Origin of the sequence: Stenotrophomonas koreensis, assembly GCF_001431525.1 — a bacterium.
Taxonomy (GTDB): domain Bacteria; phylum Pseudomonadota; class Gammaproteobacteria; order Xanthomonadales; family Xanthomonadaceae; genus Stenotrophomonas; species Stenotrophomonas koreensis.
On sequence record NZ_LDJH01000011.1, the window covers coordinates 53,535 to 72,283 of the forward strand.

The 18,749-nt window shown below is 66.8% G+C and carries 16 protein-coding genes and 2 pseudogenes; 17 read left to right on the forward strand and 1 reads right to left on the reverse strand.

The genetic code is table 11. The annotated features are described in order from the left end of the window. Nucleotides 1-16: 16 nt before the first annotated feature. Entirely contained in the window at nt 17-679 is a 663-nt protein-coding gene (locus ABB25_RS06485) for a hypothetical protein (protein ID WP_057665136.1), read from the forward strand. Between the two features lie 726 nt (nt 680-1,405). On the opposite strand, the gene ABB25_RS06490 is transcribed toward ABB25_RS06485, so the two are convergent. Continuing rightward, nucleotides 1,406-2,665 (reverse strand): MFS transporter, encoded by a 1,260-nt coding sequence (locus ABB25_RS06490; protein WP_057665138.1) that lies wholly within the window; start codon nt 2,663-2,665, stop codon nt 1,406-1,408. Nucleotides 2,666-2,829: 164 nt separating this feature from the next. Here ABB25_RS06490 and ABB25_RS06495 point away from each other — a divergent pair, with 164 nt between their 5' ends. The 16 genes and pseudogenes from ABB25_RS06495 to tviB all read left to right on the forward strand — a co-directional run bounded on the left by ABB25_RS06495 (nt 2,830) and on the right by tviB (nt 18,736). Then, nucleotides 2,830-3,633 (forward strand): GntR family transcriptional regulator, encoded by an 804-nt coding sequence (locus ABB25_RS06495; protein WP_057665140.1) that lies wholly within the window; start codon nt 2,830-2,832, stop codon nt 3,631-3,633. After that, nucleotides 3,630-4,901 carry a 3-isopropylmalate dehydratase large subunit gene (locus ABB25_RS06500; RefSeq protein WP_057665142.1) on the forward strand — a complete coding sequence of 424 codons (1,272 nt, stop codon included), beginning with the start codon at nt 3,630-3,632 and terminating at the stop codon, nt 4,899-4,901. The genes ABB25_RS06495 and ABB25_RS06500 overlap by 4 nt, the downstream gene beginning before the upstream one ends. Further along, on the forward strand, nt 4,898-5,395 hold the full coding sequence (locus tag ABB25_RS06505; protein WP_057665144.1) for a LeuD/DmdB family oxidoreductase small subunit: 498 nt from the start codon (nt 4,898-4,900) through the stop codon (nt 5,393-5,395). The genes ABB25_RS06500 and ABB25_RS06505 overlap by 4 nt, the downstream gene beginning before the upstream one ends. Further along, nucleotides 5,392-6,240: a hypothetical protein gene (locus ABB25_RS06510; RefSeq protein WP_057665145.1), complete on the forward strand. Its 849-nt coding sequence runs from the start codon at nt 5,392-5,394 to the stop codon at nt 6,238-6,240. Before ABB25_RS06505 ends, ABB25_RS06510 begins: the two co-directional genes overlap by 4 nt. Before the next feature lie 159 nt (nt 6,241-6,399). Further along, nucleotides 6,400-6,972 carry a porin family protein gene (locus tag ABB25_RS06515; protein ID WP_057665147.1) on the forward strand — a complete coding sequence of 191 codons (573 nt, stop codon included), beginning with the start codon at nt 6,400-6,402 and terminating at the stop codon, nt 6,970-6,972. A gap of 358 nt (nt 6,973-7,330) precedes the next feature. Next, nucleotides 7,331-7,906: an OmpO family porin gene (locus ABB25_RS06520; RefSeq protein ID WP_057665150.1), complete on the forward strand. Its 576-nt coding sequence runs from the start codon at nt 7,331-7,333 to the stop codon at nt 7,904-7,906. A gap of 306 nt (nt 7,907-8,212) precedes the next feature. Then, nucleotides 8,213-9,427 carry an MraY family glycosyltransferase gene (locus tag ABB25_RS06525; RefSeq protein WP_160319414.1) on the forward strand — a complete coding sequence of 405 codons (1,215 nt, stop codon included), beginning with the start codon at nt 8,213-8,215 and terminating at the stop codon, nt 9,425-9,427. 15 nt (nt 9,428-9,442) lie between these two features. Beyond that, nucleotides 9,443-10,270, forward strand: a complete 828-nt coding sequence (locus ABB25_RS06530) for a tyrosine-protein phosphatase (RefSeq protein WP_057665154.1) — start codon at nt 9,443-9,445, stop codon at nt 10,268-10,270. 52 nt (nt 10,271-10,322) lie between these two features. Then, the gene (locus ABB25_RS06535; protein WP_425477311.1) at nt 10,323-11,012 is read left to right on the forward strand and encodes a polysaccharide biosynthesis/export family protein; all 690 of its coding nucleotides are present in this window, start codon (nt 10,323-10,325) and stop codon (nt 11,010-11,012) included. Next, nucleotides 10,994-12,373 (forward strand): annotated as a pseudogene (locus ABB25_RS06540) (GumC family protein); the annotation flags it as partial. The gene ABB25_RS06535 and the pseudogene ABB25_RS06540, both read left to right, overlap by 19 nt. 186 nt (nt 12,374-12,559) lie before the next feature. Next, nucleotides 12,560-13,138, forward strand: a pseudogene (locus tag ABB25_RS14890) (CpsD/CapB family tyrosine-protein kinase); the annotation flags it as partial. Further along, nucleotides 13,113-14,306 (forward strand): hypothetical protein, encoded by a 1,194-nt coding sequence (locus ABB25_RS06545; RefSeq protein ID WP_152981072.1) that lies wholly within the window; start codon nt 13,113-13,115, stop codon nt 14,304-14,306. The pseudogene ABB25_RS14890 and the gene ABB25_RS06545, both read left to right, overlap by 26 nt. A 92-nt stretch (nt 14,307-14,398) precedes the next feature. Continuing rightward, nucleotides 14,399-14,671: a hypothetical protein gene (locus tag ABB25_RS06550; protein WP_057665160.1), complete on the forward strand. Its 273-nt coding sequence runs from the start codon at nt 14,399-14,401 to the stop codon at nt 14,669-14,671. Between the two features lie 65 nt (nt 14,672-14,736). Further along, the gene (locus ABB25_RS06555) at nt 14,737-16,095 is read left to right on the forward strand and encodes an O-antigen ligase family protein (RefSeq protein WP_057665162.1); all 1,359 of its coding nucleotides are present in this window, start codon (nt 14,737-14,739) and stop codon (nt 16,093-16,095) included. 272 nt (nt 16,096-16,367) lie between these two features. Further along, complete coding sequence (locus ABB25_RS06560; RefSeq protein ID WP_057665164.1) at nt 16,368-17,450, forward strand: NAD-dependent epimerase/dehydratase family protein; 1,083 nt, start codon at nt 16,368-16,370, stop codon at nt 17,448-17,450. 2 nt (nt 17,451-17,452) lie between these two features. After that, complete coding sequence (gene tviB / locus ABB25_RS06565; protein WP_057665166.1) at nt 17,453-18,736, forward strand: Vi polysaccharide biosynthesis UDP-N-acetylglucosamine C-6 dehydrogenase TviB; 1,284 nt, start codon at nt 17,453-17,455, stop codon at nt 18,734-18,736. The last annotated feature ends 13 nt before the right edge of the window (nt 18,737-18,749 follow it).

Consider the following 18,749-nt stretch of genomic DNA (forward strand, 5'->3'; position numbering starts at 1 on the left):
CACGAGAGCCCTGACCATGGATTACGCGTTGTTGTTGCTGTTGCACCTGCTCATTGCCGGCTACTGGCTGGGTGGTGACCTGGGCGTGTTCTATATCGCCGGCAAGATTGCCGACCCCGCCCAGCCGCTGGCCGTGCGCCTGTTCTCGGCCAAATCGATGCTGCTGCTGGACATGATCCCGCGCAGCTGCCTGATCCTGGCCTTCGGCAGTGGCGTGACCCTGGCCACGCAGATGGGCCTGCTGCCAATCAATGGCTGGCTGTGGCTGGTCTGGCTGCTGACCGCGCTGTGGATGGGGCTGGCCTGGTTTGCCTTCCTCAAGGAACACTCCCCACTGGGCCACCGCATTGCGCAGATTGACTTCGGCCTGCGCCTGCTGGTCCTGGCTGCCTGTGTCGGTGCCGGCATCGATGCCTTCAGCGATGGCGGCCTGGTGCCGCAGGTGCGCTGGCTGGCGGTCAAGCTGCTGCTGTTTGCCACCATCATCGCGATGGGCCTGCTGGTACGCATCCAGCTCAAACCCTTCGGCCCCCTGTTCGGCAAGGTCGCCAGCAACACCGCCAGCGATGCCGAACAACAGGCACTGAAGCAGCTGGTGGACCGGGTCAAGATTCCGGTACTGCTGATCTGGACCTGCATCATCGTGATCGCCGCCTTCGGCAAGCTCAAACTGATCTGAGCGCCCCCTCCGGATACCCAAGCTCCTCGCTCTCTTCAAGGCCCGCATCGCGGGCCTTCTTTTTGGGTGGGAAATGAGTGAGGAGTGCGGTGCGAGGAACGAGTAACGAGGAAAGAGGAGTGAGGAAAGGGGAATACTGGGAGATGAGTTGCTGAGGCCTGAAGAAGGCCCTGCAGGAATCAACCGCCTTGATCAGGCGGCCATGAACATTGCTTGTGTGGGAGCGAGCTTGCTCGCGATGCTTTACGCCTTGCCGAGCATCCTGCTTCGCGCGCTAGCGCGCTCCCACAAGGGCCGCCACTTTCCCTTTTAGCGGCGCCGCCACAACCCCAGGATGCGACGGCACCTTGCCAGGCAGGAGCAGAAGTTTTCAGCTCTTTCCAAACAGTCCGTGATTTCGGGGTAGAACACCGCACAGGTGCACTACTGCAAATCATGCACCACGCCATGCACCGCCACGGACAGGCAACAGGCTTTTGTGGGAGCGCGCTCGCGCGCGAATCGACTCTCCTGCCATCACGGCAGTGCACTCGCGCACGACGAGCCGTGGCAACCTCGACTCCCACAAAAGCATCGGCATCGCGACCTTAGTCGCTCCAACAAAAGCAGGAGCATCGCGAGCAAGCTCGCTCCCACAAAATCGGGCAGGAAAGCATCGCGCTCGATGCCGGCCATGTAGCTCGTGTGGGAGCGCGCTCGCGCGCGAAAAGTGCTGCCAGTCCGGCCTCAGGAGGTTGCCGCTGGTGCGCGGCCTTCCCGGCCACCGGCTTCCCAGGCCAGTCGGCGCTCATCGCGCACGAACAGCGAGGCCAGCAGGCCGGTACAGACCATCGCGGCCATCACCGCAAACGCCACGCCGTAATTGCCGAAATGGTCGAACATCACCGCGCTGAGCCAGATGCCGAGCCCGGCCGAGGTTGCATCCATCAGCGAGATGGTGCCGAGGATCTTGCCAGCCGAGCCGAGGCCGAAGGCATCGACGATCTGCAGCTGCAGCACCGCATACAGGCCGCCCCAGCCCAGGCCCATCACCACCAGCCCGGTCCACAGCAGTTCGGCACGCTGGCTGGCCAGGATCAGGCTGCCCAGCGCCATCAGCGCGACATTGCAGACGAACACCCGCTTGGGCGAACAGATGTCGGCCAGGAAGCCGAACAGGAACTTGCCGACCATGCCCAAGCCGAACAGCAGGAACATGCCATCGGCGGCACGTTCGGCGCTGAACTGCAGGTCGCGCATGTGCAGGATCAGGTGCGAGGACAGCGACATGATCGCCCAGAAGGTGGTGATCGCCACCACTGCCAGCGCCCAGAACGTCGGCGTGCACAGGGCCTGGCGGTAGCTCAGGTCCGGCCACTGGCTGGCCGCCTGCTGCTTGGCGGTGCGTGGATGGTCATGCCCCCACGGCTGCAGGCCCATGCGCTGCGGGGTACGCACCAGCACCAGGCTGAGCACGAACAGCGCCACCGGCAGCAGCGCCATCCAGATGAAGCTCTCGCGCCAGCCGTGTGCCGGCAGCAGCGCGGTGATCAGCTTCGGGATCAGCATCCCGCCCAGGCTGGAGCCGACCAGGGCGATGCCCAGTGCGGTGCCACGCTGGGTATTGAACCACTGCGAGACCATGATCACCGCCACGCTCAGGCCCGAACTGACCACCACCGCGGCAAAGCCGACATGGATCCAGTAGACGTGGGCAATGCTGCTGATCTGCGAATAGGCCACATACAGGATGGCCAGCAGCACGCTGCCGAACAGCACCAGCGCGCGCACCCCGACCCGGTCGATCAGCGCGCCGATGAACGGCGACAGCAGCGCCGCCAGCAGCAGGTTGAACATGTCGCGGAACTTCAGCGCCCCCCGGCTCCAGCCGAATTCCTCCAGCAGCGAGGAGTCAAAGGCCGTGATCCCGGTCATGGTCATGCCGTTGGAGATCGAGAGCATGATCATCGCGACCACGCAGATGATCCATGGGTAACAACGCTTCATCCGCACCCCGTCAAGTTGCTGGAACAGCCGTACCACTTGTCCGGACAAACAATGCCACAGCGATGTCGTCCCCGCCAGTTGTCCGCGGGGACTTGGCAAGGCCGTCCTTTATAGCTATATAGATATAACATTATTATCTATGTGCACGGCACAAGGGCCAGCCCGTGGATCTGTACGACAACGCCAACCTGCAAGGCCTGCTGCGGCGGGATCTGCATACGCCGCTGTACCACCAGCTGCGTCAGTTGCTGCGCGAGCAGATCCAGCGGGGCGAGCTGCGTGATGGCCAGCAGTTGCCGCGCGAGGAGGACCTGGCCAAGCGTCTGGGCATTTCCCGGGTAACCGTCCGCCTGGCCCTGGCCGAACTGGCCGAGGAAGGCCTGCTGGTACGCCAGCGCGGGCGCGGCACCCGCATCACCTCCGGCCGCAGCCGCAACCCCGGACATGCGGGCCCGCCGCCGCTGCGCAGCCCGTTGTACGAGCTGATCGACAACCTGGACACGCTGGCCGACAACACCCAGGTGCGCCTGCTCAGTTACCAGCGGATACCGCCACCGGAGCCGGTACGCCAAGCCTTCAACCTGCCCGCCGACGAAGCCCTGGTCAGCTGTGTGCGCGTGCGCTCGCGGCATGGCCAGACCTTTGGTTACTACAGCAGCTGGACGCGCACCCGACATCCGGATTTCAATGCCGAGCAGCTGGCACGGCAGTCACGCATCGACCTGTTCCGCCAGTGCGGCCTGCCGATCGTGCGGGTGGAGCAGAAGATTTCGGCCCTCCGCGTCGATCCGGTGCCGGCGATCTACCTGCAGATGCAGCCCGGCCAGGCGGTGATGACGCTGGAGCGACGCTCTTTCGACCGCGATGACCAGTTGCTGGACCTGTTGGAAATTCAATACCGCCCCGACCAGCTGCGTTATCAGATGCGCCTGGATCACACCCCTGACCCGATGGAGAGCTCTGCTTGAGCGCCACCCTTGCTGAAAAAATCCTGGCCCGCGCCTGTGGCCAGGCAAGCGTCCGTGCCGGTGAAATCCTCACCGCCCGCCTGGACCTGTTGATGATGCATGACTCCGGCGGCCCGCGCCGGGTCGCCAGCCGGCTGGAAAAGCTCGGTGCCTCGGTCTGGGACCCGGACAAGATCGTGGTGGTCTCCGACCACTTCGTGCCGGCCGTGGACATGGAAAGTGCCGACATCCTGGCCCTGACCCGCAACTGGGCGCGCAAGGCCGGGGTCACCCATTACGACATGCTCGGCATCTGCCATGTGGTGCTGCAGGAACATGGCCACGTGCAGCCGGGCATGTTCTGTGTCGGCGGGGATTCGCACTCGCCCAGCGGCGGCGCCTTCGGCGCGTTCATGGTCGGCATGGGCGCCACCGACATCACCGGTGCCCTGGTCACCGGCGAGGTCTGGCTGCGCGTGCCGCAGACCACCCGCATCCAGATTGACGGCCAGCTGGCCGACGGTGTCAGCGCCAAGGACATCATGCTGATGCTGTGCGCGCAGCACGGCATGGGCAACGAAGGCCAGGTGTTCGAATACGGCGGCAGCGCGGTGCAGGCCTTGCCGATGCACGAGCGCCTGACCCTGTGCAACATGGCCGCCGAGCTCGGTGCGGAGACGGGCATCGTCGAACCCGATGCGATCACCCTGGCCGCACTGGAAGCCGCCGGCAAACCGTTCAGCGGAGACATCGCGCAGTGGCGCAGTGATCCTGATGCGGCCTATGCCGCCGTGCACCGCTATGACGCCGCTGCCATCACCCCGTATGTGGCCGCGCCGCACAGCCCGGCCAACAGCCGCCCGGTGGCCGAACATGCCGGCGTGCGCGTGGACCAGGCCTATATCGGCGCCTGCACCGGCGCCAAGCTGGAAGACCTGCGCATGGCCGCACGCGTGCTGGCCGGGCGCAAGGTCGCCCGCGGCACCCGCCTGCTGATCGCCCCGGCCTCGGTGGCGATGACCGCCCAGGCAGCGTCCGAAGGCACCCTGGCCACGCTGACCGAGGCCGGTGCGATCCTGCTGCCGTCCGGCTGCGGCGCCTGTGCCGGGATGGGGGCGGGCATGCTCAGTGCCGGTGAGGTCTGCATCTCCACCACCGCCCGCAACTTCAAGGGCCGCATGGGCTCGGCCCAGGCCGATGTCTACCTGGCCTCGCCCTACAGCGTGGCCGCCGCCGCGGTCACCGGGCACATCACCGATCCACGCCAGCTGCTGGGAGAAGGCGCATGAACGTGCGCGGCAAGGCCTTTGTGTTCGGCGACCGCATCGATACCGATGTGCTCGCTCCCGGTCCGTACATGCGCGAGCCGCTGGCGGTGCTGGCCAGCCACTGCCTGGAGGCGGTGGATCCAGCCTTCGCCAGCGAAGTGCGCCCCGGGGACATCGTCGTCGGTGGCGAGTCCTTCGGCATCGGCTCCTCGCGTGAGCAGGCGGTGCAGGCGCTGGCCGAGCTTGGCGTCGGTGCGATCGTGGCCAAATCGTTCGCACGCATCTTCTACCGCAACGCGCTCAACCTGGGCGTGCCGGCACTGATCTGTGCGGACCTGGAAGTGGCCCGCGGCGACGAACTGGAAGTGCTGCCCGAACAGGGGCGCATCCTCAACCACTCCAGCGGGCGTGAATTTGCCTGCGAGAAGATCCCGCCGCAGCTGATGGAGATCGTCGCCGGAGGCGGGCTGATGCCCTGGCTGGAACGCCGGCTGGCCGCGGAGCGCGGACAATGAGCGCCCTGGCCCAGGGCATCGTGCATGCCACCGTGCTGGCGCCGGAGCTGGCCGCGTTGTGCGCGGCCTACCAGCAGCAGCTGGGCCTGCAGCTGCAGGCACAAGGCACATTGGAAGAGGCGGACGCCGCGCTGCTCGGCCTGCCCGCGCTGGCCGGCGCACCACTGGCCTGGCTGGCCAACAGCGCCGGCCAGCCGGTGCTGCGGGTGATCGAGGACCCGACCGCCACGGTGATCGAACCGATGTTCCGCCATGGCTGGCTGTCGCTGGAAATCCTGGTCGGCGACATCGACACCCTCGCCGCCGGGCTGCAGGCCCCGTTCCGGGTGCTCGGCGCACCGGCCAACCTGGAACTGAGCAATGCCATCCGCGCCGCCCAGGTGCTGGGGCCGGCCGGTGAGCTGCTGTATCTCACCCAGATCAAGGCCGCGGTACCGCCGTTCGACCTGCCGATGACCACCGATACGGTCGCCTCCACCTTCATCGGGGTGATGACCACGCCCGACCGCGCCGCCTCGCAGACGGCCTGGGCGGCCCTGCTCGGTGCACCCGGCTGGGCGTTCGAAACCAAGATCACCGTGCTCAACCGCGCCTATGGCAAGCCGCTGGAAGGGCGCTATCCGGTGGCAGTGGTGCCGATGCCCGGGCAGTGCATGGTCGAGATCGACCAGGTCGACCTGCCGCCACGCCCGGCCGGGCGCCTGGCCGGCGTGCACAGCCTGGCCCTGCGCCTGCCGGCGGTGGACGCGGCCACGCTGCAGGCCGCCGGCTGGCAGCGCGCCTGCGCGCAGAGCAGTGATGGCTGGTTCGGCCCGGCCGGCGAGCACATCCAGCTGCTGCGCTGAGCCGCTTGTGGCCGCGGTCGCAAGGTCGACGTGACCGCCGCCACAACACCGCACCGCCCCGCAGATCAGCGCCGCCGGCAGTGCTAGATTCCCGCCCTTTGTGGTTTTCCCGCCCCTGGCCAGCATCGGTCGGGGCATCAACCAAGAAGGCGTACGAGGATGTACAGAACCCTGCTTGCCGCCTGCCTGCTGGCAGGCCTGCCGCTGGCCGCCCCCGCCAGCGACGCGCTGCCCTACAACCTGATCGAAGCCGGTTACATCCATACCGACAACGACAATGCCCGCGCCGATGGCGTGGCCATCAAGGGCATGCTGGCATTGCACCCCAGCGTGCATGTGTTTGCCGATTACAGCGCCCAGCGCGTGGATGAGGTCGATGTCGATGTCGACCAATGGCGGGCCGGCATCGGCTGGAACCACGAACTGAGCTCCACCACCGACCTGCTGCTGCGCGCCAGCTGGCTGGGTTGGCGCCCCGAATACGGCAGCGACGTCGATGGCTATGCGCTGGAGCTGGGCGGGCGCCTGTTCGCCAACCACCGTTGGGAAGTGGAAGCCCTCGCCGGCTGGGAAAACTATGCCGAGCACAACGGCATCAACCCGGAACCGGAGTTCTACGGCCGGCTCGGCGCCGTCGCCAGATTCAACGAACACTGGGGCCTGAGCGCCCAGGTGCGCCTGGGCAAGCAGTCCAGCCGCGAGTGGTTCATCGGCCCGCGCGCCAGCTGGTAACCCCTCCCACCCTGCCAGCGGTCCAGCGCCGTTGGCAGCCTCCCCGTTTGTGGGAGTCGACCCTGGTCGCGACGCCTCTGGCTTTTGCCAGGCCCGGGCCACGAAGCCCTTCGCCCTTGTAGGCGACCCCGGCAGTGACATCCCACCATCAGGCCTTGCGCATCGCGCGCCAGCGCACTCCCACAAAAACGGGACAGGCCATTGCATTGCCAAAGTTCCCGTAATGGCCTGCTCATTTATGAACTGGCAAGTTTGGTATTCAGGAGGAATTTGGGACGTTTATGCCTAAATCCGTCCACCCGCCGGGTTGCGCCATTGGCTGCCGGCGGGATCAAAACCAACAGGAAGGTGTACCCGTATGAAGAACACTGTTATCGCCCTGGGCCTGGCTGCCATTGTCCCGTTCGCTGCTTCTGCTGCCGACGGTCGTCTGTCCTACAACTATGTTGAAGGCGGTTACGTTGCCACCGATTCCAAGGGCGGCGATGCCGACGGTTTTGGCATCAAGGGTTCGCTTGCCGTGCACCCGAACTATCACGTGTTTGCAGACTACACCGGCCAGGAAACCGACCTGGGCAAGGTCGATGTCGACCAGTGGCGCATCGGCGCCGGTTACAACCGCGGCATCAACCCGACCACCGACCTGGTTGCGCGTGCCGCCTACCAGAAGTTCGACCCGCAGTACGGCTATGACTTCAACGGCGTCAGCGCCGAAGTGGGCCTGCGTTCGCAGCTGCACCCGGTGGTGGAAGGCTATGCCTTCGCCGGCTATGAGGATTACAGCAAGAAGCACGGCATCAACCCGGACGGCGAGTTCTATGGCCGCGTCGGTGCGGTGGCCAACATCAACGCCAACTGGGGCGTGACCGGTGAGGTCAAGCTGGCCAAGGCCGGTGCCCGCGAGTGGTTCGTTGGCCCGCGTTTCAGCTGGTAAGGCGCGCAGCAAGGTGCGGCGCTGACGTCCCTCTCTCCCGTCAGCGCTGCACCCATGGGACCGGGGCTGAAACATCCCCTTCACCCGGTCCCGACTGCCGGAGTGCCCTCCCCCGAGCATGCAAGACTCCGACAGGAAAAAGCCCGGCATCACGCCGGGCTTTTTCGTGCCTGTTTGCACAGGTTGTGACGTAGCGCCAAGCACCTGAATTGCTGACAAGTTAATCGCGTGTTAAGTTAAAAGATCATGTGCGCCACGTCACAGTAATGTGAATACGCATCGCCTCTTATGCTCGAGATGATCAGGATGTTTGATTCCGTGGCATTGATGCCCACTTGCAGCACGGTAAGTGTGGATTGTGCCGGCCCGGTGGCCGGATGGTTGCTGGTTGCCGCGCTGGTGGCCTGGGCGACGATCTGGCTGCTGCAGCCGTTCGCTGCGCGTTGGGGCCTGGTCGACCACCCCAGCCACGCCCGCAAGGATCACGGCCACAGCATCCCGGTCACCGGTGGCCTGGGCATCTTCTTCGGGCTGGTCCTCAGCCCGCTGTTCTTCTTCCCCACCGACAACCCGGCGCTGCTGGGCTTCCTGGCCGGGGCGGGGCTGCTGATGGTGGTCGGCATCCTGGATGACCTGTACGACCTGCACTGGTCAATCCGGATCCTCTCCCAGGCAGTGGCCGCGCTGATCATGGTCAAGCTCGGCGGAGTGCGGGTGGAGCAACTGGGCCCGGCCTTCGGCCTGGACAGCCTGGCCCTGGGCGGGCTGTCACTGCCGTTCACGGTGTTTGCCACGGTCGGGCTGATCAATGCGATCAACATGATCGACGGGGTCGATGGCCTGTGCGGCTCGCTGGTGGCCTGTGCCTGCCTGATGCTGGCCGGGGCTGCGGTGTATGCCGGCAACCTGCCAATGGCGATGATGGCGCTGGCCCTGGTCGGGGCGCTGCTGGGCTTTCTGGCCCACAATTTCGCGCTGCCCTGGCGGCCGCGCGCGCGCGTTTTCATGGGCAATGGCGGCAGCGCACTGCTGGGTTTCTGCATCGCCTGGATCTCCTTCAGCCTGACCCAGAACCCGGGGCATCCGGTCAGCCCGGTGCTGGCGCTGTGGCTGATCCCGATCCCGGTGCTGGACTGCCTGGTGCTGATCGTACGCCGTTACCGTGCCGGCCGTTCGCCGTTTGCCGCCGGCCGCGACCATGTCCACCACTTCATGCGCGACGCCGGCTTTTCCAGTGCATCGCTGGTGCTGGCACTGTCAGCCCTGAGCCTGGTCACCGGGCTGCTGGCAGCCCTGCTGTTGCTGGCCGATGTCCCACGGCCGGCGCTGCTGCTGGGCTTTTTCATCGTGCTCGGGCTCTGGTTCTGGCTCAGCCGCTCCCCGGCCCGGGCGGTGGCGCTGTTTGCCGGTCTGCGCACAATGGTCCTCCCCGCCAGCGCGCAGCTGCAGCCGACTCCCGCCCCCCACTCCAGTCGTGACAAGGATCACCCCCAAAATGCCAAGCGCCGCGATGCGGCCTGAGCATTTCCTTCCCCGATGATCGATCTTCATTGCCACCTGCTCCCGGCCATTGACGATGGCGCCGTCGACCTGTCGATGGCGCTGGAAATGGCGCGCATCGCCCAGGCCGACGGCATCACCACCATCGCCTGCACGCCGCATATCTATCCCGGGCTGTACGAGAACACCGGCCCCGGCATCACCGCCGGCATTGCCGACCTGCAGGGACAGCTGCAGCAGGCCGGTATCGACCTGCAGCTGGTCTGCGGTGCCGATGTCCACCTGGTACCGGGGCTGGTGCAGGGCGTGGCCGAGGGCCGCGTGCCGACCCTGGCCGGCTCGCGTTATCTGCTGGTCGAACCGCCTCACCACGTACCACCGCCGCGGCTGGAAGAGTCCATCTTTGAATTGATGGCCGCCGGGCTGGTGCCGGTGATCACCCATCCCGAGCGCCTGAGCTGGGTCGAGGATCACTACGAGGTGTTCGTGCGCCTGGCCGAGCGCGGTGCCTGGATGCAGCTCACCGCCGGCGCGCTCACCGGCCGCCATGGCCGGCGCCCGAAATACTGGGCCGAGCGTTTCATCGATGAAGGCCACTGCATGATCCTGGCCACCGATGCCCACCACCCGCAACGCCGTCCGCCGCTGCTGGCAGAGGCTCGCGAAGCGGCTGCGCGCCGGGTCGGCACCGAGGAAGCGGCGCTGATGGTGCAGGGCCGGCCGGCCGGCATCCTGGCCGATACCCCTCCACACAGCCTGCCCGCCTCGCTGGCCAGCCGCGGTGCCGCCCCTTCAGAACGCGCCGCCGCGGCCGAAACCACAGGGTGGCGTGCGCTTTGGAATAAGCTCGGCCGCCGTGCATAATCGCGCAGGTTTTGACCGCATGCTGCGGACCCGACATTCAGGGATCTACCACTTGTCCAAGAAAATCCAACACGCTGTGCTGCTGGCAGGCACCTTGTTCCTCTGCGCCTGCACCAGCTCCCCCTCGCGGGACCTGGCCACCTCACTGCCCGAACCGGACCCGGTCGCCGCGCTGCTGGGCCAGCCGGAATACCGCATCGGCCCCAGCGACCTGCTCAGCGTGAATGTGTTCCAGGTACCCGATCTGGAGCGCGAAGTGCGCGTCAACAATGCCGGCACCATCGGCCTGCCGCTGGTCGGCGAGGTCACCGTCGCCGGGCGCACGGTCAGTGAACTGGAACAGGAACTGGCGCAGCTGTATGGCCAGCGCTACCTGCAGTCGCCGCAGGTCAGCGTGTTCGTCAAGGAATTCGCCAGCCAGCGCATCACCGTTGGCGGTGAGGTCGACAAGCCGGGCATCTACCCGATGACCACCTCGCGCCTGACCCTGCTGCAGGCCATCGCCTCGGCACAAGGGCTGAGCGATGTCGCCAGCCGCAGGAATGTCTTCGTGCTGCGCAACATCCAGGGCCAGCAGCATGTGGCCCGTTTTGATATCGATGCGATCGAGCAGGGCCGGCTGCAGGATCCGCTGCTGGCCAGCGAGGACATCGTCATTGTCGACAGCTCTACCGGCCGCACCACCCTGAAAACCATGGTCCAACTCGTGCCGTTCCTCGCGGTCTGGAGAGCCTACCGATGAGCAGCACCACCGAAACCAGCAACACTACGCGTGAGGCGCAGGACAGCGACGAGATCGACCTGCGCGAATACTGGAACATCCTGATGGACCGGCGCTGGCTGGTGCTCGGCGTCACCGCGGCGGTCGTGTTGCTGACCCTGGCCGGTACCCTGCTCACCACCCCGGTCTACCGTGCCGGCAGCAGCATCCAGATCGAGCGCGATACCCTGAACGTGATCAACGTCGAGGGGGTGACGCCGATGGAATCGACGGCCGACCGTGATTTTTACCAGACCCAGTACGAACTGCTGAAAAGCCGCAGCCTCGCACAGCGTGTGGTCCAGGATGCCCAACTCACCGCGCACCCGGTCTACGCCGAACAGATGGCCGCCCTGGCCGAGCGCGCGCAGGAAAACGGCAAGCCGCTGACCGAGCTGGAGCGCGAACGCGCCTTGGTCGGCGGTGTGCTGGCGGGTATGACCGTAGCCCCGGTGCGCAACTCGCGCTTGGTCAACCTGCAGTTCGATGCCACTGATCCAGCACTGGCCGCGCGGGTCAGCAACACTTGGGCCGAGGCCTTCATCGCCAGCAACCTGGAGCGCCGTTTCGAGGCGTCCTCCTACGCCAGCAAGTACCTGGAAGAACGCCTGGCCCAGCTCAAGGCGCGCCTGGAAGACTCGGAAAAAGCCCTGGTGGCGTTTGCTTCGGAGCAGCAGCTGGTGTCGGTGGGCGAAGGCTCGCCGTCGCTGGCGGCGCAGAACCTGGGCGAGCTCAACAGTGCCCTGGCCGCGGCCCAGCAGGAGCGGATCAAGGCCGAATCCATCTGGCAACAGGCCCGCACCGGCGATGGCCTGGGGCTGTCGCAGGTGGTGGCCAGCCCGCTGATCCAGCGCCTGCGCGAGCAGCGCGCACAGCTGCGCGGCGAGTACCAGAACCGCCTGGCCACCTACAAGCCGGATTATCCGGACATGCAGCGCCTGGCCAGCCAGATCAGCGAGATCGACCTGCAGATCCAGACCGAAGTGCGCCATATCCGTGCCGCGCTGGAAGCCGACCACCAGGCCAGCCTGGCCCGTGAGCAGCTGCTGCTGGACCGCATCGAGCAGCTCAAGGGCGACGTGCTCGACCTGCAGGACCGCAGCATCCAGTACAACATCCTGCGCCGCGAGGCCGAAACCAACCGCCAGCTCTACGACGGCCTGCTGCAGCGCTACAAGGAAATCGGCGTGGCCGGTGGCGTCGGCGCCAACAACATCTCGGTGGTCGACCGCGCCGAAGTACCGCGCAACCCGCATTCACCACGGTTGCCGCTGAACCTGGCCATCGGCCTGCTGCTGGGTGGTTTTGCCGGGGTACTGCTGGCCTTCGTGCTGCATTTCCTTGACCGTGCCATCCACAGCCCCAAGCAGCTGGAAGCCCTGCTCGAGCGCCCGGTGCTGGGCGTTGTGCCGCTGCTGGCCAAGCAGACCCCGCAGCAGGCCGCTGCCGACCCGCGCTCGGCCTTTTCCGAGGCCTACCGTTCGGTACGCACCGCGCTGCAGTTTTCCACCAGCCATGGCCTGCCGCACACCTTGTTCATCACCAGCGCCGGGGCCGGTGAGGGCAAGAGCACCAGCGCCGCCGAGCTGGCCCGCAACATCGCCCAGCTGGGCAAGCGCGTGCTGCTGATTGATGCCGACCTGCGCAAGCCCTCGCAGCACCACCTGGCCGGGGTGGGCAACAGTATTGGCCTGTCCAACCTGCTGGCCGGGGCATGCAGCATCGAGGAATCGATCATGCAGGTACCGGCACTGGGGCATGACCTGATGCTCTCCGGCCCGTTGCCGCCGAGCCCGCCGGAGCTGCTGGCCGGTGACCGCCTGCCGGCCCTGCTGCGTGAGCTGGGGCAGCAGTACGAGGTGATCATCATCGACGGCCCGCCGGTACTGGGCCTGGCCGATGCACCGCTGCTGGCCCACCACGCCGAGGCCACCGTGCTGGTGGCAGCGGCCGAAGCCACCCGTGATGACAGCCTGGTGCTGGCCAACGGCCGCCTGCAGGCCGCACATGCGCGCGTGCTGGGCAGCCTGCTCACCCGCCACAACCCGCGCCACGGCAGTAGTGGCTACGGTTACGCCTACTATGAATACGGCACCGGCCAGGGCTGAGCCCCACCTTCGCCGCTGGCTGGCCAGTGCAACCGCGTTGCTGGTTGCGCTGGCGGCCGTTCCGGCAGCCTGGTGGCTGTTGCCGCATGACCACGGAGCCGCGGCCATCGCCGGCTGGCACCCGGCGCTGAACCCGCCCCCCGGCGAACCAGCCGCAGCGCAGGCCGCCGCCCGGGCGGTGCTGCGCAGCGCACCGGTCAACGGCCAGGCCTTCCGCGTGCTGGCGCAGAACGCAGAGGCAGACAGCCCGGCCAGCCAGGCCCTGTGGGCACAGGCACTGGCCTGGGCACCGCGTGACATCGACACCCGCGCCGCCCTGGCCGACCAGGCCTTGGAGGCCGGCAAACCGGCCGCCGCGCTGCAACACCTGGACGCCCTGATGCGGGTACAGCCAGCGCTGCGTGCACCGCTTTTGGAGCAGATGCTGCTGCCCGAACTGGGCAACCCCGCGCTGCGCACTGCCCTGCTTGACCACCTGCAGGCGGACCCGCCGTGGCGGCCCCACCTGGCCACCCTGCTGGCACGCCAGACCCAGGCCACCGCCGGGGCGGAGGCACTCTGGCAACAGCTGGCCGCCCGCGGCCCGCTGGCGCCAGCCGAACTGCAGGCCAGGCAGCAGCAGCGCCGCCTGGCCGGTGATGCCGCCGGTGCCTACCAGCTATGGCGCGAGCATCTGCCACCCACGCTGCAGCCATACCTGGCAACCGTGTTTGATGGCGGCTTTGAGACCGAACCTGGTGATACCCCCTACCACTGGCGGTGGCCACGCCAGGCCGGGGTGGCCACCGTGCGCGATGACAGCCATGCCCGGGACGGGCAGTACGCGCTGCGGGTGGAATTTGCCGGGCGCAGCCTGCGTTTTGACGGGCCACGGCAAACCTTCGGCCCACTGCCAGCGGGCACTTACCTGCTGCAGGCCAGCGCCGACAACCGCACCGGCAACCCCCGTGCCTTCCAGTGGCAGCTGCACTGCGGCCGGCAGATCCTGGCCACCCTGCCCCTGGCCGATTCCCCCGGCTGGCAGAACCGCCAGCAGGGTTTCGTGCTGGCAACTCCCTGCAATGAACCGGTACTGCGGCTGGGCCATGCCGGCCGCACCGTACCGGAGCGCGTACTGCGCGGCAGCCTGTGGCTGGATTCGGTGCAGATCACCCGCCAAGACCCTTGACCCACACAGCAAATTGCTTGCCAAGCCAGCCGTTTTCGGGTACCGTGCGGTCCTTGGTTGAACAGCTGACACCCACGTAAGGACAATCACCGATGAAGAAGCTCCTCTTCGCCGCTGCCATGATGGCCTTCGCCAGCATTGCTTCGGCCAACACCACCGCTGCTGCCGAACAACAGCAGCCGGCCAACAACGCCCCGGTTGCCGGCCAGCCAGCCGCTTCCCAGGTAGCCGCCAGCGCTGCCAAGAAGAAGACCGCTACCATTGTTGCCAGCAGCCTGGCTGCCGCGGCCGTGGTTGCTGCCATTGCCGATGGCGGTGGTGGCGACAAGACCCCGACCCCGCCGCCGGCACCGACCAGCCCGTAAGGTCTGCGTTCCGGTACATCTGACAAGCCGCCTCCGGGCGGCTTGTTCGTTTCAAGGGCCTGCCCATGCACCTGCGCACTACTGCTCCCCCTTCCAGCCAGGACCGCATCGCCGAGGTACTGGCCGGGCTGCTGCTGGCCGGCGCCCTGCTCGCCGGTGGCGGCTCACGCGGTGCCGGCGACCTGCTGGTGCATCTGCTTGCCCTGCCGGCCTTGGTGCTGGGCAGCTGGCGCTGGTACGCCCGGCCACGTCCGCCACTGCAGCGGACCATCAGCTGGCTGTGGCTGGCAGCACTGGCGCTGCTCGGGCTACAGCTGCTGCCACTGCCGGCGGCCCTGGTGGCAACGCTGCCCGGCCGTGCCGGGGTTGTCAGCGGTCTGGAACTGGCCGGGCTGGCACCGGCCTGGCTGCCGATGAGCCTGAGCCCATCAGGCACGCTGCGCGCCGGCCTGGCCCTGCTCAGCGTCGGCAGCCTGTGGCTGTTGTGCGCCAGCCTGGATGGCCGCGCCCAGCGCCGGCTGCTGTGGCTGGCCATTGCCATCGGCAGCGCGCAGGCACTGCTCGGCTTTGCCCAGGCCAGTGCCGGCGCCCGGGCAGTGCTGGCCCTGCACCCGAACCAGAACATCGGCGTGGCCACCGGCCTGTTCGCCAACCGCAACCACCTGGCCTGCCTGCTGGCGATGCTGGTACCGCTGGCATTGGGCCTGGGCTGGCAGGCCCAGCAACGCCGCCAGCACAGTGCGGCCCTGCTGCCGTATACCGCCGCCGCGCTGATGACGCTGGGCGTGGCCCTGAGCTTCTCGCGTGCCGGCAACGCGCTGCTGGTGCTGGGCCTGGCCACCAGCCTGGCCCTGCTGCTGTCAGTAGCAGCGCAGGGCCAGCGGCGTCCGTTCTGGCGCCACCCGCTGCTGCTGCTCACCCTGGCCGGCACCAGCCTGGCGGTGGCTGCGTATGCCTGGGAACGGCTGGCCGCCCGCTTCGGCCGGCCCATGCTCGAGGATGGCCGGCTGGATTACCTGCAACAGGGCTGGCCGCTGATTGGCCAGTACCTGCCCTGGGGCAGCGGTGCCGGCAGCTTCCGTGAGGTGTATGGCGCGCACGAGCCACTGGCACTGCTCGCCCCCAACTACGTGCTGCACGCCCACAACGAACCGGTGGAGCTGCTGCTGGAACTGGGCCTGCCCGGCGGCCTGCTGCTGCTGGCCGGCATCGCGCTGCTGGTGGCAATCAGCTGGCAGGTGTGGCGCGCAGCGCGCAGCGAGGCCGCCCTGCTGCCCCGCGTGGCCGTACTCGGCCTCTGGCTGCCGGTGCTGCACAGCGCGGTGGATTACCCACTGCGCACCCTGGCCATCGGCGCACTGGTGGCGCTGCTGCTGGCGGTGACCACCTGCACAGAATCCGAACCAACACCCCGCGCCCATTAAGCTTCCAATCAGCTTTCCCGATCTGGCATAATCGCAAGCCCAGCCTGGCTTCAAGGCAGGTGGCTGGAATTGAAAGGGATACCAATGAGGTGTGCTGCTTTACCGGTTGACGTGCGTCTGGGCGTAGCCATTGTTGGCCACTCTGGCCTGCGGCCTGCTCGCCAATACCGTCATGGCTGCGTTCCTTGCCTTGTGTTCGCCGGCCAGCACGACGCTGGCCATAGGCTGCAGGCAACCGGCCTGTCTGGCCACCCTCTGGAAAGCCCCCTGCAATGACTGCTTATACCGATCTGCAGCAGAGCCTGCAGGCTGCACCGCGTACCTGGCTGGTCACCGGCGTGGCCGGCTTCATCGGCTCCAACCTGCTGGAAACCCTGCTACGGCTGGACCAGCGCGTGGTCGGCCTGGACAACTTTGCCACCGGCTTCCGCCACAACCTGGACGAAGTGCGCCGGCTGGTCAGCCCGGCGCAGTGGGCACGGTTTGATTTCATCGAAGGCGACATCCGCCAGCTGGAGGACTGCCAGCGTGCGATGCAGTTCCGCCCTGATGCCAATGCCGAACCGCTGCCGGTGGAACACGTGCTGCACCAGGCCGCGCTGGGCAGTGTGCCGCGCAGCATTGATGACCCGATCAACAGCAACGCCACCAATATCGGCGGCATGCTCAACATGCTGGTGGCCGCTCGCGATGCCGGCGTGCGCAGCTTCACCTATGCCGCCAGCAGCAGCACCTACGGCGACCACCCGGCCCTGCCCAAGGTGGAAGCCAACATCGGCCGCCCGCTCAGCCCGTATGCGGTAACCAAGTACGTCAACGAGCTGTATGCCGAGGTATTTGCCCGCTGCTACGGCTTCAAGACCATCGGCCTGCGCTATTTCAATGTGTTCGGCGCGCGCCAGAACCCGGATGGCGCCTATGCCGCGGTGATTCCCAAATGGATCGGTGCGCTGCTGCGCGAGCAGCCGGTGTGGATCAATGGCGATGGTGAAACCAGCCGTGATTTCTGCTTTGTCGCCAATGCGGTGCAGGCCAACCTGCTGGCCGCCACCAGCGAAAGCGACGCAGCGCGGGACCAGGTCTACAACGTCGCCCTGGGCGACCGCACCACGCTGAACGAGGTCTTCCGCCAGCTGCGTGATGGTCTTGCCCAGCACGGCGTGCCTGCGGTGGTTGAACCGCAATACCGCGAGTTCCGCACCGGCGATGTGCGCCACAGCCAGGCCGATATCAGCAAGGCCACCCAGCTGCTTGGCTATGCACCCACCCACCGCTTTGCCGATGGCGTGGCTGCCGCGCTGCCGTGGTATGTCGCCGCATTTGCCAAAAATTCTTCTGCCCAACAAGGATCGTGACCATGCATCTCCCTTTGGACACCCAGCACCTGCGTATCGCCGTGGTCGGCCTGGGCTATGTCGGCCTGCCGCTGGCGGTGGAATTCGGCAAGCGCTACGCCACCGTGGGCTATGACATCAACACTGCGCGCATTGCCGAGCTGCGTGCCGGCCGCGACAGTACGCTGGAAGTGGAGCCAGAGCTGCTGGCCCAGGCCACCCAGCTGAGCTTCAACAGCGAATTGGACGGCATTGCCGGCTGCAACGTGTATATCGTCACCGTGCCCACGCCAATCGACAGCGCCCGCCGCCCGGACCTGACTCCACTGCGCAAAGCCAGCGAGGCGCTGGGCAAGGTGCTCAAGCAAGGGGATGTGGTGGTGTATGAAAGCACCGTCTACCCCGGCTGCACCGAGGAAGTGTGCGTGCCGATCCTGGAGCAGGTATCCGGCCTGAAGTTCAATACCGGTTTCTTCTGCGGCTACAGCCCGGAGCGGATCAACCCCGGCGACAAGGAACACCGCGTCACCACCATCTTGAAGGTGACCAGCGGCAGCACTCCCGCCGCCGCCGACTTCGTCGATGCGCTGTATGCCAGCATCATCACCGCCGGCACCCACAAGGCCAGCAGCATCAAGGTGGCCGAGGCGGCCAAGGTCATCGAGAACACCCAGCGCGACCTCAACATCGCCCTGGTCAACGACCTGGCCATGCTGTTCAACAAGCTCGGCATCGACACCCTGGAAGTGCTGGAAGCGGCGGGCACCAAGTGGAACTTCCTGCCGTTCCGCCCCGGCCTGGTCGGTGGCCACTGCATCAGCGTGGACCCGTACTACCTCACCCACAAGGCGCAGGAAGTGGGCCATCACCCGGATGTGATCCTGGCCGGCCGGCGCACCAATGACGGCATGGGCGCCTACGTGGCCAATGAGGTAATCCGGCTGATGGTGCGCAAGGGTATCAACCCGGTGCGCGCGCGCATCCTGGTCATGGGCCTGGCCTTCAAGGAAAACTGCCCGGACCTGCGCAACACCCGCGTGGTCGACATCATCGACGCCCTCAAGGGCTACAACGCCCAGGTCGACGTCTGCGACCCATGGGTGGACGCGGGCGAGGCGAAGCACGAGTACGGTCTGAGCCTGTGCGCTCCGGGCGAGGGCGAGTACGACGCCATCATCGTGGCGGTGGGGCACGAGGAGTTCCGGAAGCTGGGTGCGGCGGGGATCCGCGCGCATGGAAAGCCGGGGGCGGTGTTGTACGACGTGAAGTACGTGCTGCCGCGAGAAGCAGTGGACGGGCGGCTTTGATCGGCAATGCGTG

What these genes read in the sequence shown, in the direction of transcription:
- ABB25_RS06510 (WP_057665145.1), top strand. Translation starts at nt 5,392, where the DNA reads ATGAGCGCCCTGGCCCAGGGCATCGTGCATGCCACCGTGCTGGCGCCG.
- ABB25_RS06560 (WP_057665164.1), top strand. Translation starts at nt 16,368, where the DNA reads ATGACTGCTTATACCGATCTGCAGCAGAGCCTGCAGGCTGCACCGCGT.
- tviB (WP_057665166.1), top strand. Translation starts at nt 17,453, where the DNA reads ATGCATCTCCCTTTGGACACCCAGCACCTGCGTATCGCCGTGGTCGGC.
- ABB25_RS06550 (WP_057665160.1), top strand. Translation starts at nt 14,399, where the DNA reads ATGAAGAAGCTCCTCTTCGCCGCTGCCATGATGGCCTTCGCCAGCATT.
- ABB25_RS06490 (WP_057665138.1), bottom strand. Translation starts at nt 2,665, where the DNA reads ATGAAGCGTTGTTACCCATGGATCATCTGCGTGGTCGCGATGATCATG.
- ABB25_RS06555 (WP_057665162.1), top strand. Translation starts at nt 14,737, where the DNA reads ATGCACCTGCGCACTACTGCTCCCCCTTCCAGCCAGGACCGCATCGCC.
- ABB25_RS06525 (WP_160319414.1), top strand. Translation starts at nt 8,213, where the DNA reads ATGTTTGATTCCGTGGCATTGATGCCCACTTGCAGCACGGTAAGTGTG.
- ABB25_RS06505 (WP_057665144.1), top strand. Translation starts at nt 4,898, where the DNA reads ATGAACGTGCGCGGCAAGGCCTTTGTGTTCGGCGACCGCATCGATACC.
- ABB25_RS06545 (WP_152981072.1), top strand. Translation starts at nt 13,113, where the DNA reads ATGAATACGGCACCGGCCAGGGCTGAGCCCCACCTTCGCCGCTGGCTG.
- ABB25_RS06520 (WP_057665150.1), top strand. Translation starts at nt 7,331, where the DNA reads ATGAAGAACACTGTTATCGCCCTGGGCCTGGCTGCCATTGTCCCGTTC.
- ABB25_RS06530 (WP_057665154.1), top strand. Translation starts at nt 9,443, where the DNA reads ATGATCGATCTTCATTGCCACCTGCTCCCGGCCATTGACGATGGCGCC.
- ABB25_RS06515 (WP_057665147.1), top strand. Translation starts at nt 6,400, where the DNA reads ATGTACAGAACCCTGCTTGCCGCCTGCCTGCTGGCAGGCCTGCCGCTG.
- ABB25_RS06485 (WP_057665136.1), top strand. Translation starts at nt 17, where the DNA reads ATGGATTACGCGTTGTTGTTGCTGTTGCACCTGCTCATTGCCGGCTAC.